The following is a 17,034-nucleotide window of genomic DNA, read 5'->3' as shown; positions in this document are numbered from 1 at the left end:
TCATCTCGCTTCAAGGAAGGCCAGCACGGCGAGCACCCGGCGGTGGTGGTCGTCCGTCTCGGGCAGTTGCAGTTTCGCCAGCACGCTCCGGACGTGCTTCTCGACCGTGCCCTCGGTGATGAACAGCCGCCGGGCGATGCCCGCGTTCGACTGCCCCTCGGCCATCTGGGCCAGCACCTCGCGCTCGCGGGCGCTCAGCACGGCCAGCGGGTCGTCGCGGCGCCGCGAGCTGACCAGCTCCTCGACCAGGCCGGGGTCGATGACCGAGCCCCCACCGGCGATCCGCTCCAGCCCGGCCAGGAACTCGGCCACGTCGGTGATCCGGCTCTTCAGCAGATATCCGATGCGGCGGCCGCTGGCCAGCAGCTCCATGGCCTGCTCGACGTCGGCGTAGGCGGACAGCACCAGGATGCCCGTGTCGGGCAGCTCCTCGCGGATCTGCTTGGCCGCCTTCAGCCCCTCGGTGGTGTTCGTGGGCGGCATCCGCACGTCGACCACCACCAGGTCGGGCTTGTGCTGCCGGACCAGCGTCATCAGCTCGACCGCGTCGCCCGCCTGGCCCAGCACCTCGAGGCCGGACCGGTCCAGCAGGCTCGCCAGACCCTCGCGCAGCAGGACGTCGTCCTCCGCCAATACCACCCGCATGCCGCTCACCGGCCCATTATCCCCGGTCACCTACCGGCTAGCCGGTACCGGGGAGCCGGTAAACGGGAGTCGGGCTAACGGAGATGTGCGGAAACGGCCGGATGACGAGGCTGTAGTCATGTGCGAACACCAGCCGCAGTGCCCCGCCATCGACCAGCCCGGCGCCGAGACCGCGCAGGTCATCATGCATCACGCCGACCTCGGATGGGCCATGCTGTGCAACGGCGCCATCGTGCTCGACAGCGCCGTGCGGGCCGCGCCCGTGATTGCCATCACCAGCCGCAAGCGCCGCGCCCCGCAGCCGGTCACGAGCCGTCGGGTGGCCGCGTAACCAACGGCACCCGGCACGTCACGGTCGTGCCGCCGCCGGCCGGGCTGCGCACGTCGAACGTGCCGCCCAGAGCCTCGATGCGGTCCTTGAGCCCGAGCAGGCCGGTGCCGCGCGTGGGATCCGCTCCCCCGGCGCCGTCGTCCCGGACCACCAGCCGCAGCACGTCGCCGTCGAGGTCGACGGTCACCTCGACCACCGAGGCGCCGGAGTGCTTGGCCGCGTTGGTCACCATCTCGGACACGACGTAGTAGGCGCCCACCTCGACCGCGGACGGCAGGCGGTCGCCGAGACGGACGTCCACCTCCACCGGAAGCGGTGAACGGCGCGCGAGAGCCCGCAGCGCCGGCCGCAGGCCGGAGTCGGAGAGCACGGCCGGGTGGATGCCCCGGGACAGCTCCCGCAGCTCGTCGATCACGGTCATCAGGTCGCCCGCGACGTCGGTCACCTCACGCCGGGTCTCCCCCTCGACACCCATCCCGAGCCCGCGCAGCCGCAGGGCCAGCGCCACCAGCCGCTGCTGGGCCCCGTCGTGCAGGTCGCGCTCGATGCGCCGCCGGGCCTCGTCGGCCGCGGCCACGATGCGGGCCCGCGAGCTCTGCAGGTCGGCCCGGCTCTGCGCGTCGGCCACGGCGGTCGCCACCAGGTCGGTGTACTCGGTCATCCGGTCCTCGGTGTCGGCCGGCAGCTCCTCCTCGCCCCGGCCCACCACGAACATGCCCCACAGCCGCCCGTTCACGTGAATCGGCACGCCGACCAGGGTGTCGTCGACCCGGGCGGCCCGGCCGGTCTCGCGGACCGTGGCGGCCAGCGCGTCGCCGTCCCACGGATCACCCGCGAGCAGCGTGGCCGTGCCGTCGAGCTCGTAGCGCACGAGCCGGGCGTGCCCGCCGCCGAAGTGCCGCAGCACCTCGGCCGTGACGGCCGTGAAGACCCGCTCGGGCGCCTCGCCCTGTGCGATGAGCAACGCCAGCCGGCGCAGCGAGGCCTGTGTCTCGGCCAGCTCGCGCAGCTGCTGCTCGGCCTGCGTGTTGGCGATGGCGGTGGCCGCCAGCTCCATGAAGTCGCAGATGCGGGCCTCGGTGCCGGGCGCGAAGTCGGGCTGCGTGGTGGCGGCGACGATCACGCCCCACTGGCGGCCGCCGACCGTGACCGGGGTGGCGATCGCGGCGCCTAGGCCGAGCCGCCCGATGATGTCCTTGAACGGCCCGGTGCGGAATGACTCGCCCACCCGTTTGATCGGTTCGCCCGACTCGATCGCGGTGCGCATCAGATAGGAGGCGTCCGCGCTCAGCTCGAGACGGCGCTCGACCGGCATCTCGTCGGTGAGCAGGCCGTACGAGGCGACGACGGTGACCGTCTCGTCGTCGTGCCGGGCCACGAAGGTGCCCTCGGCCCCGATCAGGCCGGCCAGCTCGTCGGCGATCGCGGTGAACACCTCGGACGGCTTGGCCTGCGCGGCCACCAGCGTGGCGACCCGGCGCAGCGCGGCCTGCTCACCGGCCAGGTCGCCGCGGGCCCGTTCGCTCTCGACCGCGCGGCGGGTGGCCACGGTGGCGACCGTGGAGACGATGGTGGCGGTGCTGATGAACAGGGCCAGCACGATCAGCGACGTGTCGTTGAGGACGCGCAGCGGCGGCAGGAAGTACCAGTCGAAGGCCTGCACGGCGGCCACGCCGACCGGCAGCGCGTACATGATCCCGGCCGTGCGGGCCAGGACCAGGACGATCGCGAGCAGGATCAGCCCGAGAAGAGGCGCGTGCACGGTCGGCACGTGGTCGCGCATATAGGTGCTGATGAGTGCCACGACCACGAACGAGCCGACCCCGGAGAGCAGGGACAGGGTGACTTCGAGAGAGAGTGGCAGTCGGCGTCGCACCCGTTGAGGCTGCCAAAGCTTTCATTCCCGCACAATGGCGCGGATCATGACCCCCCGCGTCAGCTCCCTCCGCAGGCGCCGGTCGCGGCGCGGGTCGGCCGTGGCCGCCACGATCGGCTCGTCCACGGTCACGATCATCGTGGGGCGGCGGCGCGGGCCCCTCGGCGCGGCGAATCGGATCGACAACGGCACCACGGGCACCCGCGCCTGCGCGGCGAGGTGGAACGCTCCTGGCTTGAAGTCGCGCAGGCTGGTGTCGTACGGCCGAAGCTCGCCCTCGGGAAAGAAATGCACGATGCGCCCCCGCGCGAGGAAGAGCTCCATCTCCGAGAAGAACAAGGGCAACTGCACGGCCCTCGGCGGTACGGCGACACCGCCCAGCAGGCGCACGAGCCCGCCGTACCAACGGTTCTCGAGGTTGACGGGCGCCGAGGTGAAGACGGCCCGGCGCGGGAAGAGGGCGATCGCGACCAGGGCGCTGTCCAGGTGGTGCACGTGGTTGCAGACCGTGATGAAGCCGCCCTTGGGCAGCCGGTGGCGGCCCTCGCCGCGCACGCCCAGCACCACGCGGGTGACCAGATAGAGCAGCGGGATGGCGATCGCGTAGTAGAAGACGGCCGACAGCAGCCGGTAGAGGGGGCCGGCGTGACCGGCGGGCCGCTCGGGGGCCCGGCCGGCGCGCGTGTAGACGCGCTCGATGGCTTTGACGCTGCGGTCGACCGAGTAGAGCCGCCCGTATCGCGCGTAGGTCTCGGAGGCGGCGGCCAGACCGGCCGGGTCCTCGATCCAGCCGTCGATCCGCTCGGCCAGCGACGAGGCGTCGCCGGCCCGGAAGAGGTTGCGCTCGTCGAGGGCGAACTGGCCGGTCGCGCTGCGGCGGCTGCCGGAGATGACCGGGACGAGACCGCAGGAGAACGCCTCCAGGCACGACAGGCCTTCGATCTCGGCGTCGGCGGCGTGCACGTAGAGGTCGCAGCCGCGGATCAGCTCGATCAGTTCGTCCTGCGCGTAGTAGCCGAACCGGGCTTCGTTCTCCAGCTCCGCCGCTCTTTTCCTCAGGCGCTTCTCCGATGGACCATGCCCGGCGAAGTGCAGCTCGATCTTGCCGGCGTAGCGTGACCTCTTCGCCGCCTTGATCAAGACGTCCTGCCGTTTCTCGGGCGCGAATCGGCCGATCATCAAGATGCGAAACACGGGATTCGCCGGCTTTGACGGACCGGGGCGGAACGAGTCGTCCACCCCGTTGGAGATGACGTGCAGCCGGGCCCGGTAGCCGTGGGCGCGCAGCTGGGCCGCGATGAAGGCCGACGGGCAGTGGATGTCGGCGAAACGGCCGTAGAAGAACAGCCGCAGCAGCAGGTAGAGCAGGTGCGCGGCCGGCCGGAACCAGCCCAGCCCCACGTTGTAGGTGATGTTCTCGGGCTGCACGTGAAAGGCGGCCACCGCGGGCACGCCGAGCCGGCGGGCGGTCCGCTCGGCGGCCCGGCCCAGCGCCCACGGCTGATAGATGTGCACGACGTCGGCGCCCCGGATCGCGCTCGTGAGCACCTCACGGACCGGCTTGGCGAACAGCGTGCTCTGCTTGTGGGCGAGGCGGCTCGCGATCGGCACGTGCAGCTCGGGCAGCCCGAAGACCTCGGGCCCCGGGCCCGGCTTCCGGCTCCGGCCACAGGCCACCACGCGCACGGTGTGGCCGCGCGCGATCAAGCCGTCGGCGAACCGCGTGGCCGAGATCGTGGTGCCGTTGTTGTTGACGTCGAACGTGTCCGCGACCAGTGTGATGATCACAGTCGAACGCCCCCGGATCCGACGAAATGATCAGCACATTATCCACCGCATCCGCGCCGGTCAATGCCCCCGATCTCAGGCCGGCGGGGCGGTCGATTCCCGCACCGACAGGGTGAGCGGCACGTCCTCCTGCCGCTCCTCGCCGAGAAGCAGCCCGACCGCGGCCACCCCCGAGCGGTAGAAGTCCTGGCGCACGGTGGTGAGCGGCGGATAGCAGTAGGCGGCCAGCTCGATGTCGTCCACGCTCACGATCGACACGTCACCGGGAACGGAACGCCCGCGCTCGCGCAGCGCCTTGACCACCCCGAACGCCATCTCGTCGCTGGCCACGAAGACGGCCGTGACATCCGGGATCATCGCGATGATCTGCCCCAGCCGATGACCCGACTCGGGCGACCAGTCCCCCTCCAGCGGCGGCGGCGCGGTCAGCCCGGCCGCCTCCAGGCACTCCCGCCACCCTTGCCGGCGCTGCCGGGCCTCGATCCACTCGTCCGGCCCGGCCAGATGCCACACCTGCCGGTGCCCGAGATCGAGCAGGTGCTGGGTGGCCAGCCGCCCGGCTTCCCGCTGGTCGATGCCGAGGATCTGGGCCCCGCGCGTGCGGGAACCGTCGAGCGTGACGGTGGGGATCTCGCGGGTGATGTCCTCCATCTTCTGCGTGACGGAGATCAGCGGAACGGCGATGACGATGCCGTCCACCCCTTGGTCGGCCAGCTTGGCCAGCGACTTCTCCATCATCCCGGTGTCGAGGGCGGCAATGGTCGCGATGTTCACCGACAGCCCGGCCCGGGCCGCGGCCGCCTCGACCCCGGCGGTGACAGCGGAACGCGAGTAATAGCCCCCCGACTGGAGCAGAACGAGCCCGATGGTGTTGCTGCGCCCGGACGAGAGGCTGCGCGCCGCGTTGTTGAACCGATAGCCGAGCCGTTCCACAGCTTCGAGAACCCGCCGCCGGGTCTCCGGGTTGACGTTCGGCGAGTCCCGGAGAGTCCGCGACACCGTCTGCGCCGACACCCCCGCCTCCAGCGCGACGTCAGCCATGCTCGGCTGCCTGGTACGCGCCGCGTCATCAACCATGGGTGCCCGTCCTCCGGCTTCCGCTCGAACCCGGGGATCATATCGTTGCTGTTAGCCAAGCTATCGATAACATCGACGGCCGCCCTCGCACGCGAGATCACGCCATCCATGTCCCGCCCGGACACAGCGGCGGAGGCGAACTGCTGTCAGCTCGGACGAGCAGGGCTCCGCGCTGTGATCGCGTAGATCAGTTTGTCGAGCACTCCCGGGAACGGGGATGACGTCACCTGTGGGAGGTGCTCTCGCACGGCGGCCAGGTGGGGATATTCGGCGGCGCTGAAGGAGGCGTACGTCTGGGCCAAAGCTCTTTTGTCCGTCTGCTCCTGGCCCGGCGCCAGCTCGGCGGCGTCCATGGCGGCCAAGGACAGGACCGCGTCGATGAAGTCGGAATAGTGGCGGACCGCGTCGGCGCCCGAGAAGCCGGCCCGCAGCAGCAGGCCTATGCCTATGTCGTCGGCTCGCAGTTCGTTCGGGCCGGCGGTGAAGCGGACCGCCCGCAACTGGGCCAGGCGGGGGTGTCGCAGCATCGAGTCGTGCACGCGCTCGCCCAGCTCGCGCAGCGAGGCCGCCCAGTCGGGGCCGGGCTCGAAACCGGTCAGGGTCTCGCCGATCAGGCGGTCGGCGATGGCGATGAGCAGCGCGTCGAGGTCACGGAAGTAGCGGTAGATCGCGCTCGGGTCGGCGCCCAGCTCGACGCCGAGGCGGCGGACGGTCAGCGCGTTGCCGCCGGGGGCCTCGATGAGCCGCAGGGCCGCGTCGATGATCAGGTCGGGTTCGAGGACCACCCCGGTGCGGGTGGGCCGCCGCCGCACTCTCGCCGATCCCGCGTCCCGCATGGCCGCCTCCTTATGTCAACGCATTGACTTAAGCGTACGACAGCGGTGTCCTGGGTTCATGACCAGGCCGGCATACGACCTCGACATCCGCACCGACGCTCAACGGCTCCGCTCGGCCCTGGCCGGCGCGGCCCGCACCCCGTTCTGGCTCGAGGACCCGGGCCGGCCGGCCCCGCTGCCCGCCCTCGTGGGCGCCGTCGAGACCGACCTGCTGATCGTCGGCGGCGGCTACTGCGGGCTCTGGACCGCCCTTCAGGCCAAGGAACGCGACCCGGGCCGCGACGTCGTACTGGTCGAGGCCGAGGAGATCGGCTGGGCCGCGAGCGGCCGCAACGGCGGTTTCGTCGAGGCCAGCCTCACCCACGGCCCGGCCAACGGCCGCCGCTACTTCGCAGGCGACCTGGACGTGCTCGACACCCTGGCGGCCGAGAACTTCGCCGGGTTCCGCGACGCGCTGACCAGGCACGGCATCGACGCCGAGTTCGAGGAGGAGGGCGCGCTCTCGGTCGCCACCGAGCCACACCAGGTCGACGAGCTGCGCGCGCAGCCCGGCTTCCTCGGCCCCGGCGATCTGCCCGTGCGGTCGCCGCTCTACCGCGCCGGCGTCTTCCACAAGTCGGGCAACGCGCTGGTGCACCCGGCCAAACTCGCCTGGGGCCTCAAGGCCGCTTGCCAGGCTTTGGGGGTACGCCTCTTCGAGCACACGCCGGTCAAACACCTCACCGACGGGCGCGGCACCGTCCGCGCCACCACCGGCATGGGCACGATCCGCGCCCGGCAGGCCGTCCTGGCCACCAACGGCTTCCCGTCCCTGCTGCGGCGCAACCGCCTGCTGACCCTGCCGGTCTACGACTACGTGCTGATGACCGAGCCGCTCACCGACGGCCAGCTCGACGAGATCGGCTGGCACGGCCGCTTCGGCATCTCTGACACGTCGAGGCAGTTCCACTACTACCGCAAGACCGCCGACAACCGGATCCTGTGGGGCGGCTACGACGCCGTGTACCACCGGGGCCGCGGCATCCGCCCCGAGTACGACCAGCGCCCGGAGACGTTCAACCGCTTGGCCGACCATTTCCTGCGTACGTTCCCCCAGCTCCACGACATCACGTTCACACACACCTGGGGCGGCATGATCGACATGTCGACGCAGCTGGCCGCGTTCCAGGGTCTGGCGATGAACGGCAAGGTCGCCTACGCGGGCGGGTTCACGGGTCTGGGCGTGGCCGCCACCCGTTTCGCGGGCACGGTCATGCTCGATCTGCTCGCGGGTGCGGACAACAGCCGTACCCAACTGAAAATGGCCACCAAGCGCCCGCTGCCGATCCCACCCGAACCCCTCACCTACCCGGCGGTCCAGGTCATTCGCCGCGCCATCGCGGCGTCGGACCGCAATGCGGGGCGCGACGGCCTGATCCTCCGGGCGGCGAACCTCATGGGTTTCTCGTTCGACTCATAACAGGATCAGCGTCTTGCCTGTCGCGGTGCGGCCCTCGACGGCGGCGTGCGCGTCGGCGGCACGCTCAAGAGGAAAGGTCTGCCCGATGAGCGGCCGGACGGTGCCCGCGGCGGCGTGGTCCATCATCCGCGCCGCCCACCGGGCCACCTGCGGGCCGAAGCCGAAGAGCTGCTCGATGCCGATCAGGTCCACGCCCCGATCCCGCGCCTCGGCCGCGGTCACGTCCGTGACGTCACCGCTGGACGCGCCATGGACCGAGAACCGGCCGCCCCGGGCCGTCACGGCGAAGGCGGCCCGGCCGATCCGGCCACCGACCCCGTCGAACACGACCGTCGGCCCGGCCCCGCCGGTCGCCTCCAGCACTTGGTCGGTCCAGTCGTGCTCGGAGTAGTCGACCGCGGCGGCGCCCAGCTCTTCGATGGCGGCCAGTTTGCGCGGCCCCCGCGCGGCCCCGACGACGTGGGCACCGGCCGCGAGGGCGAGCTGAGTCAGAAGACTGCCCACGCCGCCGGCCGCGGCCTCGACGAGCACGCGGTCGGCTGAGGTGACCCCGGCACGCTCGACAAGCCCGAGGGCCGTGCTGCCGTCGCTGTGGAGAGCGACCGCCTCCGGCAGCCCGAGCCCGTCCGGCACGGCGAACAGGTCATCGGCCCGCGCGACGGCACGCTCGGCGAAACCGCCGGTCTCCCCCGTGCCGGCGATGACCCGCCGCCCTCGCCAGGCCTCGTCCACGCCCGAACCCACCGAGTCGACGAGGCCGGCGACCAGACCGCCGGGGACGTACGGCAGACGCGGCCGCTGATGCCATTTGTCCGTGCCACGCCGAATCTGCGTCTCGACAAACGTCAAGCCGGCCACCGCCACGTCGACGACGACCTGACCGGGACCAGCGACGGGATCCGGTCTCTCGGCGAGCACCAGCACCTCGGGGCCGCCGAACCCGACTGCCTGAACCACCCGCATTCATCCGCTCCCCCGCTTGACGACTCAGGACGGAAAGGATGAAACATCAAGCCCGGTTGAAGTCAATTCATCGCGAAGCTGACCTTCGCGTCCCTCGAGGCGGACGGCACTCCGTCACAGGGATATCCGAGCTGGATCGATCTCGTCGGCCGGCCACAGGACGTCGTTGTTGTCCAGCACCCATGCCGGGCCCGGCAGCTCAGCCGCCATGGATCTGAAAAGGTCAGCGAACCAGCCTTCCCACCGGCACTCGACCCAGCAAGCCGTGGCCGTCGCCAGATCGGGGCCGGGTCCTCCGCCTTCAACCTGATCGTGGCCGTCCTGCCAGTCCCAGCGCTGGGAGGGCTCCACCGGCCCGAAGAAGGTGAAGAAGCGTCCCTGGTCGTCCTGCAGCTGGCTGACCCCGTCCGGCGACGAACGAGCGCCTCTTCTCGCCAGAGCGGTCGTCATCTGCTCGGCCAGGCGCGGGTCGTTCGAGATCACAAACGCGCCTTTCACTTGGCTCGCTCCTATCGCTGGAGGCGGCCGAGCTGACGCGCGAAATCCTGGTGGACCGCAACGAGCTCAGCGAGCCGGATGGGCTTGCGGGACACCGCCGACAGATCCTTTCCCTCCCGGGTCCAGGGTGGCGGCACCGTGTGGATTCCCTGGTCCAGGGCAACGCCGGCCACCTCGGCCTCCCAGCCCGGCCATCGAAGGCCCGCGAAGGACTCGGTCGTGGCGCCGGCCAGCATCGCCTCCAGCCAGTCGCCATAGCCAAGTTCCAGATCCTGCCAGGTCAGGTCGTCCGGGCCGAAGTAATGCACCGTCGGCCGCGCGCCCGACCACGCGAACTGCCCGCCCATCACATCGAAGGCGACGACCAGGCGACCGGCCCCACGTGTCATTTCGGCCGCCACGTCCGGCAGCCCGTCGTGCCCACCGCCGAGCACCCGAAGCCAGCCGTGATCGATCAGCAGCCCGCCGCTGTTGGTCACCACCGCCCCGAGCCAGGACCTGGTCGTGATCTCCAGGGCGGCCAGGCTGGCGGACGCCCGCCCGGGATCCGCCGCCAGCACCTCCACCGGATAGGGCGCCGCTTCCACCAGCGCCGAGATCTCGGGCCACGCAGACTGTTCCACCCGCTCAGCCTTCCAGAGGAACCGGACGAGTCGTGCGGGCGACCCCGCGCGGCGGGATCGTTCCACGGCCGGGGGATGACGCTCCCATGACGGTCGGCCCGGCCGTCATGCTGCGCTGATGAAACGGATCCTGTCGGTTCTGGTGCTGGTGGTCGCGACCTTGACCGCGGCGCCGCACGCCGCGAGCGCGGCCGGCCCGAACTGTGGTGACGTGCTGTTCGTCGGAGTCGCCGGCTCCGGGGAGAGCGGCATGGGCGCCGAAGTCACGGCCGTCTACAACGCCGTCAAGGCCAAGGCCAAGGGCCGCACCGTCACCGCCTACGCGCTCCCCTACAAGGCCGCCGCCGTTCCGGTCATGCTGATTCCCGGCAACGGCATCGCCCGGTACATGGAGAGCCTCATCGGCGGCGAGGAGAAGCTCAACACCTTCCTGTTCGAGCGGATCCGCCGCTGCCCCGGCGAGCGTCTCGTCCTGGCCGGCTACTCGCAGGGCGCCATGCTCGTTCACCGCAGCATGCAGATTCTCGGCACCCGCGTGACCGATCGGGTCGACGCCATCGCGCTCGTCGGCGACGGCGACCGGCTGCCCGGCGATGACGGGCAGATGCTCGGCACCGCCGGCGCCAGGGCCAAGGGCGTCGGCCAGTGGTATCCGCGCTGGTCGCAGGCCAACGGCCGCAAGTTCGGCAGCGGGCTGGGCGGCCGTGTGTTCAGCCTGTGCCACACCCTCGACATCGTCTGCGATCACAAGCCGGCCGCGCACACCACCCGGGCCGGCATCGGCGTCGGCATCGCCTTGCACACCAGTTACCGGCTCGGGTCGCAGCTGACCGATCTCGGCGCCAAGGTCGCCGGCAAGCTGCGCCGGGATGCTCTGACCGTCTACCGGCCCAGCGGCCGGGCCGGCTTCGTCTCGTACGTCACCGGGTTCAGCTGCCCGGCCGTGGCCAGCGGCTATGTGCTCGTCGTGGCGCGCGGCGCCGGCCAGTCGGCGTCCGAGGCCTTCACTGATGTGGACAGCAGCACAGCGCGGGTCGGCAGTTCCGAGAACGCCGCGCCGGGCACCTACACCGCGACGGTGACCTGTGAGGCGTCCACCGATCCGAACGTGCGGACCGGTGGTCGCACCCTGGTCACGTACACCTTCACTCAGACCGTCACCACCACCAGCTGGGGCGGGCGCTGACGGTGACCGACGGTGGCGGCTGCGGCGCCTATCCGGCGCCGGCGCAGAACGTCGAGGTCGCGGTGCACGACGCTGTCCGCGGAGGCAAACCGGTGGTGACGGCCACCACCTCGGTGACCTCGGCCGGGCGCTGGAACGCGGTGGCGCTGACCTTGCCGGCCGGGTCCGGCGCCGGCGGCTGGCGGGTGAGCGCCACCTGCCGCGCCGCGAACTTCGACACCCCCGATCAGTCCTACCAGCCCTATCCGGCGGTGACTGTGGCGGCGGGCTGACGGGCCCGGTGCGAGCGCCCTCGTGACCTCGTGGTCGACTGACCGCGAGGTGTACGAGGAGAGGCGGACCGTGATGTCGAGTGCTGAGGCCGGGGTACAGGAGCATCTTCAGGCCGGTGAGACCCTCCGGGCCGCCGTCTGGGTGAGCCGGGCCGACGGGCGCACCGTGGTCGGCATGACGCGGGCCGAGATGTCGCCCTGGCGTTTCCGGCGGCCGGTTCAGGAGCGGCGCGGCCTCAACGGCGCGCCGCGCAGCCTCGCCGTCGGCCTGGACGAGCACCTCCGCACGGTCAACGACCCCCGGATTCTGGCCCTCACCGATCAGCGCCTCATCGTGCTGGCCCAGCGGGGCGGCCTCTTCCGGCGGGCCTCCGAGCAGTCCCTGCGGCTGCGCTGGGAGTGTCCCCGCGCCAAGCTGGCCAAGGCCGCCGAGAAGGACGGCCGCCTGCGCCTCGATTTCGCGGACGGCTCCTCCATCACCCTGCTGACGCCCACCGCCCAGGTCAAACCGTTCCTCGAGGCGGCCGGCTGACGCGGTTGCCGTCGTCGTCCGGGCGCACGACCACGCGCTCGCCGATCGGCTCGCCCTCGGCCAGCAGGTCGAGGATCTCGTCGCCGTGGGCCAGGAAGCGGCTCCCGTCGGATTCCAGGCGCCCGACGACGATGCCGGTCCGGTCGCCGCCGCGGTCGTGTTTGACGGTGTACGTCTCGACGACCGCCGGTCCGGACGGTGCCACCGCCTCGGCCGGTGCCGGACGGGCGTCGAGCTCGGCCTGCAACTTCTGGCTGTCGGACGGCTTCCACGCCACCGGCGCCGTCGTGTAGACGCCGGTCGAGTATTTGCTCATCATGCCGCCGTTCGCCCCCACGAAGCCGTAGCTTCCCAGCGCGGACCGGGCGAGAGTGACCGTCGACGCGATCGCGTGCATCGAGTAGTTGTTGCCCGCTCCGCCGAAGAACGGCAGCCCGCCGGTCACGGTCAGCCCTCGCGGGTCGTCCGGTGCCAGGCCGAAGGCGTCGGTGATGGCGAAGACCGGCACCGGGAAGCAGCTGTAGAGGTCCATGCTGGCCAGCTCGCCCATGTCGGTGCCGGCGAGGTCGAGGGCGTGCCGGGTCGCCGTCACCGCGGCCGGGCTGCCCGACAGGTCGGCCCGGGCCAGCAGGTCACGTTCCCGCAGGTCGGCATGACCGGCCAGAAAGACCCACTTCTCCCTGGGTACGCCGAGACGCCGCGCCGCCGCGAGCGACATGAGCAGCACCGCCGCCCCCTGGTTGACCTTCTCCCGCGCGACCAGATAGCGGGTGTACGGGTCGGCGATGGGCCGGTTCGCCTCGGTGACGGTGACCAGTTCGGCCGCGCTCCGCACGACCGGCGCCGCCGAGTGCGGGTTCGCGGCCGCGACGTGGGTGAACGGCTCGAACAGCGCTCCCATCCCGGCGGCATAGGAGGCGCGCGACAGGCCGAGCCGGGCGCGGCGCGCGTTCTCGAAGAGCGCGTAGTACGTGGGCGCCTCCGTCAGGCCGTACGGGAAATGGTCGAAGGAGACGATGCCCTCGAGCCCGAACCCCCGGTCCTCGAGCGACCCCGGCGCGTGCTCGGTGAAGTCGGGCGGCGAGTCGGAGCGGGCCAGCCGCTCGATGGTGGAGATCGCCTCGGCGCCCACCAGCAGCACGACCCGCGCGTCACCGGCCGCGATCGCCGCCGCGAACTCGTTGACCAGGCGCTGCGGGCTCTGACCACCACCGACTTCCAGCACCGCCCGGTACGGCGCGGCGCCGACGCGGGCCGCCACCGAACGCGGGAAGTTGTCCGACCGGCCGAGCGGAGCCTGCGAGAAGGGCAGGGAGACCTCGAACTGGCGTACCGCCGCAATGGTGTCGATCTCGGATGCGGCGACCGAGGCGTCGTCCAGGGCCTCCCGGGCGGCGTCGGCCGCCAGGTCGGCCGGCGAGCGGCCCCGATATCCGGGTTCGCCGAAGCGCTCCGAGACCTGGCCTACGCCGACGATGACCGGGGTGCTGTCAGGCAGGGGCAATGAGACCTCCGAGCTCGGCGATGCGGCGCTGGCAGTCCTCGGCCATCCGGCGGGTGATCTCCCCGGCCGGGCGGATGCCCTGGAAGGAGCCGACGACCTGGCCCACGAAGAACGACTCCAGTTTGAGCGCGCCCTCGTGGCCGTCCTGCGCGGCCGCGTCGATGTGCTGCCAGGCCTCCTCGACCAGCATCAGCTGCAGGGGCAGCGGCAGCGGTTGCGGGCTGCCGGGCGCCTCCCACTCGTCGTGCCAGGCGGTGCGCAGCTGACGGGCCGGCTTGCCGGTGCGGGTGGGTGAGCGCACGGTGTCGGCGCTGGTCGCGGCCAGGAACTTGTCCTTGATGGCCTGGACCGCGATGTCCTCTTCGCTGGAGAGCCACACCGAGCCGCACCACACGCCGGCCGCGCCGAGGGCCAGCGCCGCCGCCATCTGCCGCCCGTCGGCTATGCCACCGGCGGCCAGCACGGGACGGTCGCCGGCGATGTCGACGATCTCCGGGGTGAGGACCATGGTGGCGATCGTGCCGGTGTGCCCGCCGGCTTCGGTGCCCTGCGCGACCAGCACGTCGACACCGGCCGCGATCTGCCGTTCCGCGTGCTGGGCCTTGCCGACCAGGGAGGCGACCACGACGCCGGCCTCCTTGGCCCGCGCCACGAGCGAGGGCGGCGGCGTGCCGAGCGCGTTCGCGATCAGCGCGATCGGGTGCTTGAACGCCACGTCCAGCAGCGCCGGCGCCCCATCGGGCGTGATCGCCGCCGCGACCTCACTGTGGTCGATAATCGACGACGAAACCGGAATGTCGTATTTGTCGAGCAAAGACTGGACAAAAGCCAGATGCGACGACGGGATCTGCGCGCGGAGACTGGCGACGAGAGAACCAGGATCTCCGGCGACGAACTTCGACGGCACAAGCAGATCTACGCCGTACGGCTTCCCGCCCACCCGCTCCTCGATCCAGCTCAACTGGGCGTCGAGCTCGGCCGGGGAGTACGCCGAGGCGGCGAGCACCCCGAAGCCGCCGGCGTTGGTCACCGCCGCGACCACCGCCGGCGAGCGGTTGAAGCCGACGATCGGATGCTCGACGCCGAGCAACTCGGTCAGGGCCGTGCGCATGCGGTGGTCCCCTTTCAGCTGAAGCGGCGCAGGATCTCGGTGAGGGTGTCGCGGCTGTCCCCGATCGTGTCGCCCGACCAGCGTTCCTTCACGACCAGCGTGGCCCCGCCGTGCAAGGTCAGCTCGGCGTTGAGCGGGACCGCCTTGACGATCCTGGCCCCGGTGACCTCCTCGAACGGCACGTAGCGATAGGTCCTGGCCAGCTCGGCGATGTCGTTCGAGGACAGCATGCGGGCGATGCGCTCGTCGCCCTCGTCGGTGCTCTTGGGCGCCGGCACCAGGATGAGGCCCTGGTTGAGCAGGATCAGGTCGGTCTCCTGGTCGTCCACCCGGACGTTGGCCATCGCGCCGATCACGTCGGCCCCGGCCCCGGTGGCCCGGGTCTCGACGACGCGGGCGGCCTCGACGTGGACGCCCAGCTGGGCCATCCGCGCTCGGGCCTCGCCGAGCGTCTCCGGCGAGACGGCCAGCTTGGCGATCTCGGAGTAGTCGACCGGCACGCCGGTGCTGTGCACGACCCGGGCCGGCGAGGACCACGAGTGCTCCCAGCGGGCCTGGCCGCTGCGCACGGCGGCCAGCGTGATCAGGTTCTCCATGATGTCGGCGAACTCGGTGACGGGGTCGGGGGACTCGGGCAGGAACTCGGCCGCCAGCTCGCGCAGGCGCCCCTGGGCGACCAGCTCGAACAGCTCGGGCAGCCCGGCCTCGGGAATGCCGGAGAGGCGGGACAGCGAGCGGAACACCCGGTCGGCGCGGTGCTGCATGACCAGGGTCATCGAGGCCGCGGTGAAGTCGGGCCAGGGCAGCACGGTCCGGGCGCCGAAGTCGACGACCTCGCGCTGCAAGGCCAGGCCGGCCTGGGTGAGCTGCGGGACGAGGGCGCCGGCGGGACGGTCGTCGGCCGGGTGCCGTACGGGCGGCAGCGCGCGCATCGCGGCGATCCGCTCCCCCGCCGACGGGTGGGTGTCCCAGCGCGAGGTGTGGCTTTCGGGCTCCTCGTCGCGCAGCTTGGCCAGTTCCTGGGTGCGGGCCGCGTAGAGGTGGTGGAAGCCGCCGAACACGTCGTCGGGCGCGTAACCGAGCTCCCAGCCGTACGAGATGTAGTTGTTGAAGTAGAAGTTCCAGGCGGCGCCGACGACGGGCAGTTCCCGCATCGTGGACGTCGCGGCGGCGACGCCGGCCACGCGCACCGAGACCTGGTCCGCCTCCAGCTCCTGCCGCCGGGTCACCGCGTTGCTGACCAGCAGATAGAGGCGGCCGTAGGCCTTGAAGACCCACCCGAAGACGTTCAGCGGCCCGAGGCGCCGCAGGGTCTCGTGCAGGGCGGTCCGGCCGCGATAGGTGATCGCGGCCAGCCGCGTGTGCGAGCCCGAGTAGTGGCCGAGCTCGTGCGCGATCACCGAGCGGAGCTGGTCGACGGTGAAGGTCTGCAGCAGCGGGATGCCCAGGTAGAGCCGGCGCACGCCGGCGACCAGGCCGAGCAGCCGGCTGTCCTCGGTGACGGCCGCGTTGACCTCGGGGATCAGCCGGATCTCGTCGGGGGCGCGGGTGCCGGCCGCGGCCGCCATGTCGTGCACGAGCCGCCACAGGTCGGGCGCCTGCTGCGGGGTGACGAGCAGGCCCTCGGGCTCGCCCGGCTTGGCGAACAGCGCCTTGCCGAGACCGACCACGACCGCGCCGACACCGATGATCACGAGCCAGCTCAGCTTGGCCGCGCCGTAGCCGTGCAGGTGGCCCCAGATCTCGTACAGCAGGAATCCGGCCGCCGCGAGCTGGATCAGGCCCAGCACATAAAAGCCGACCAGCATGGCGACCGACAGAGCGGCCCGCGACGCAGTGGACACGATCGATCTTCCTCCCCGTGAAAGTGGAAGGAAGATACACCGCTCAGCGGACCACCGTCACCGGGCATTTCGCGTACGAGGCGACGTGCTGGCTGACCGAGCCGAGCACCAGCCCGGCGAAGCCGCCGTGGCCGCGGTGCCCGACGACCAGCAGGTCGGCCGTGGCCGACTCGTCGATCAGCACCTTGGCTGGGCGCCCCTGCTTGACGTGGGGGCGGACCAGGACGGGCGGTTCGTCGCCCAGCTCCTCCCGGATGACCTGGACGAGGTCGTCCGAGGTGCGCTGGGTGGGCTCGGGCACGTACCGCTCGGAGACGCTGACACTGCCGGCCGGCGGCAGCAGGGTGTGCTCCCAGACGTTGACCACGACCAGGTCGGCGCCGTGGTCCGCGGCCTCGGCGGCGGCCCAGGTCAGCGCCTTGCGGCTGCCGGGTGATCCGTCGACGCCGACGACGACGGTCTTCCATGCGCTCATCACCGTCACCTCCG

At 71.4% G+C, this 17,034-nt stretch carries 17 protein-coding genes; 5 read left to right on the top strand and 12 right to left on the bottom strand.

Annotation, left to right across the window (positions count from 1 at the left end; genetic code table 11):
- On the bottom strand, positions 1-645 hold the full coding sequence (locus tag ACQP2X_RS20385) for a response regulator (protein WP_498700985.1): 645 nt from the start codon (positions 643-645) through the stop codon (positions 1-3).
- Positions 646-763: 118 nt separating this feature from the next.
- Between ACQP2X_RS20385 and ACQP2X_RS20380 the strand changes: the two genes are divergently transcribed.
- Positions 764-976, top strand: coding sequence for a DUF5999 family protein (locus tag ACQP2X_RS20380; protein ID WP_498699235.1), 213 nt, complete (start codon positions 764-766; stop codon positions 974-976).
- On the opposite strand, the gene ACQP2X_RS20375 is transcribed toward ACQP2X_RS20380, so the two are convergent.
- The 4 genes from ACQP2X_RS20375 to ACQP2X_RS20360 all read right to left on the bottom strand — a co-directional run bounded on the left by ACQP2X_RS20375 (position 951) and on the right by ACQP2X_RS20360 (position 6,553).
- Positions 951-2,852 carry a GAF domain-containing sensor histidine kinase gene (locus tag ACQP2X_RS20375; protein ID WP_498699234.1) on the bottom strand — a complete coding sequence of 634 codons (1,902 nt, stop codon included), beginning with the start codon at positions 2,850-2,852 and terminating at the stop codon, positions 951-953. The genes ACQP2X_RS20380 and ACQP2X_RS20375 overlap by 26 nt on opposite strands.
- A gap of 21 nt (positions 2,853-2,873) precedes the next feature.
- A complete protein-coding gene (locus tag ACQP2X_RS20370; protein WP_498699233.1) occupies positions 2,874-4,640 on the bottom strand; it encodes a glycosyltransferase in 1,767 nt (588 codons plus the stop codon).
- A gap of 75 nt (positions 4,641-4,715) precedes the next feature.
- Positions 4,716-5,681 carry a LacI family DNA-binding transcriptional regulator gene (locus ACQP2X_RS20365; protein WP_498699232.1) on the bottom strand — a complete coding sequence of 322 codons (966 nt, stop codon included), beginning with the start codon at positions 5,679-5,681 and terminating at the stop codon, positions 4,716-4,718.
- A 182-nt stretch (positions 5,682-5,863) separates the two neighbouring features.
- The gene (locus tag ACQP2X_RS20360; RefSeq protein ID WP_498699230.1) at positions 5,864-6,553 is read right to left on the bottom strand and encodes a TetR/AcrR family transcriptional regulator; all 690 of its coding nucleotides are present in this window, start codon (positions 6,551-6,553) and stop codon (positions 5,864-5,866) included.
- Between the two features lie 58 nt (positions 6,554-6,611).
- On the opposite strand from ACQP2X_RS20360, the gene ACQP2X_RS20355 reads away from it, so the two are divergent.
- Positions 6,612-8,012 (top strand): NAD(P)/FAD-dependent oxidoreductase, encoded by a 1,401-nt coding sequence (locus ACQP2X_RS20355; protein WP_498699229.1) that lies wholly within the window; start codon positions 6,612-6,614, stop codon positions 8,010-8,012.
- Here the strand turns inward: ACQP2X_RS20355 and ACQP2X_RS20350 are convergent.
- From ACQP2X_RS20350 to ACQP2X_RS20340, 3 genes are all read right to left on the bottom strand, one after another.
- Positions 8,007-8,975: a zinc-binding dehydrogenase gene (locus ACQP2X_RS20350; RefSeq protein WP_498699227.1), complete on the bottom strand. Its 969-nt coding sequence runs from the start codon at positions 8,973-8,975 to the stop codon at positions 8,007-8,009. The two genes, ACQP2X_RS20355 and ACQP2X_RS20350, sit on opposite strands and share 6 nt — an antisense overlap.
- A 114-nt stretch (positions 8,976-9,089) precedes the next feature.
- Positions 9,090-9,458, bottom strand: coding sequence for a hypothetical protein (locus ACQP2X_RS20345; protein WP_498699225.1), 369 nt, complete (start codon positions 9,456-9,458; stop codon positions 9,090-9,092).
- A gap of 26 nt (positions 9,459-9,484) precedes the next feature.
- Positions 9,485-10,096: a DUF2625 family protein gene (locus ACQP2X_RS20340; RefSeq protein WP_498699224.1), complete on the bottom strand. Its 612-nt coding sequence runs from the start codon at positions 10,094-10,096 to the stop codon at positions 9,485-9,487.
- A gap of 118 nt (positions 10,097-10,214) precedes the next feature.
- On the opposite strand from ACQP2X_RS20340, the gene ACQP2X_RS20335 reads away from it, so the two are divergent.
- From ACQP2X_RS20335 to ACQP2X_RS20325, 3 genes are all read left to right on the top strand, one after another.
- On the top strand, positions 10,215-11,282 hold the full coding sequence (locus ACQP2X_RS20335) for a cutinase family protein (RefSeq protein ID WP_498699223.1): 1,068 nt from the start codon (positions 10,215-10,217) through the stop codon (positions 11,280-11,282).
- A gap of 2 nt (positions 11,283-11,284) precedes the next feature.
- Positions 11,285-11,554: a hypothetical protein gene (locus tag ACQP2X_RS20330; RefSeq protein ID WP_498699220.1), complete on the top strand. Its 270-nt coding sequence runs from the start codon at positions 11,285-11,287 to the stop codon at positions 11,552-11,554.
- A gap of 73 nt (positions 11,555-11,627) precedes the next feature.
- Complete coding sequence (locus ACQP2X_RS20325; protein WP_498699218.1) at positions 11,628-12,086, top strand: hypothetical protein; 459 nt, start codon at positions 11,628-11,630, stop codon at positions 12,084-12,086.
- Here the strand turns inward: ACQP2X_RS20325 and ACQP2X_RS20320 are convergent.
- From ACQP2X_RS20320 to ACQP2X_RS20305, 4 genes are read right to left on the bottom strand one after another with little or no spacing between them, the layout of a single operon-like run.
- Positions 12,058-13,590 (bottom strand): acetyl-CoA acetyltransferase, encoded by a 1,533-nt coding sequence (locus tag ACQP2X_RS20320; RefSeq protein ID WP_498699216.1) that lies wholly within the window; start codon positions 13,588-13,590, stop codon positions 12,058-12,060. The two genes, ACQP2X_RS20325 and ACQP2X_RS20320, sit on opposite strands and share 29 nt — an antisense overlap.
- A complete protein-coding gene (locus ACQP2X_RS20315) occupies positions 13,577-14,701 on the bottom strand; it encodes an NAD(P)H-dependent flavin oxidoreductase (protein ID WP_498699214.1) in 1,125 nt (374 codons plus the stop codon). The genes ACQP2X_RS20320 and ACQP2X_RS20315 overlap by 14 nt, the downstream gene beginning before the upstream one ends.
- Positions 14,702-14,715: 14 nt before the next feature.
- Positions 14,716-16,545, bottom strand: coding sequence for a M48 family metallopeptidase (locus ACQP2X_RS20310; RefSeq protein ID WP_498699212.1), 1,830 nt, complete (start codon positions 16,543-16,545; stop codon positions 14,716-14,718).
- Between the two features lie 43 nt (positions 16,546-16,588).
- Complete coding sequence (locus ACQP2X_RS20305; protein ID WP_498699210.1) at positions 16,589-17,020, bottom strand: universal stress protein; 432 nt, start codon at positions 17,018-17,020, stop codon at positions 16,589-16,591.
- Between the last annotated feature and the right edge of the window lie 14 nt (positions 17,021-17,034).

Source organism: Actinoplanes sp. CA-131856 (assembly GCF_050956135.1).
In the GTDB taxonomy this organism is placed as follows: domain Bacteria; phylum Actinomycetota; class Actinomycetes; order Mycobacteriales; family Micromonosporaceae; genus Actinoplanes.
Note: the sequence above shows the minus strand (reverse complement) of the source record. Positions and strands in the feature narration are given on the sequence as shown.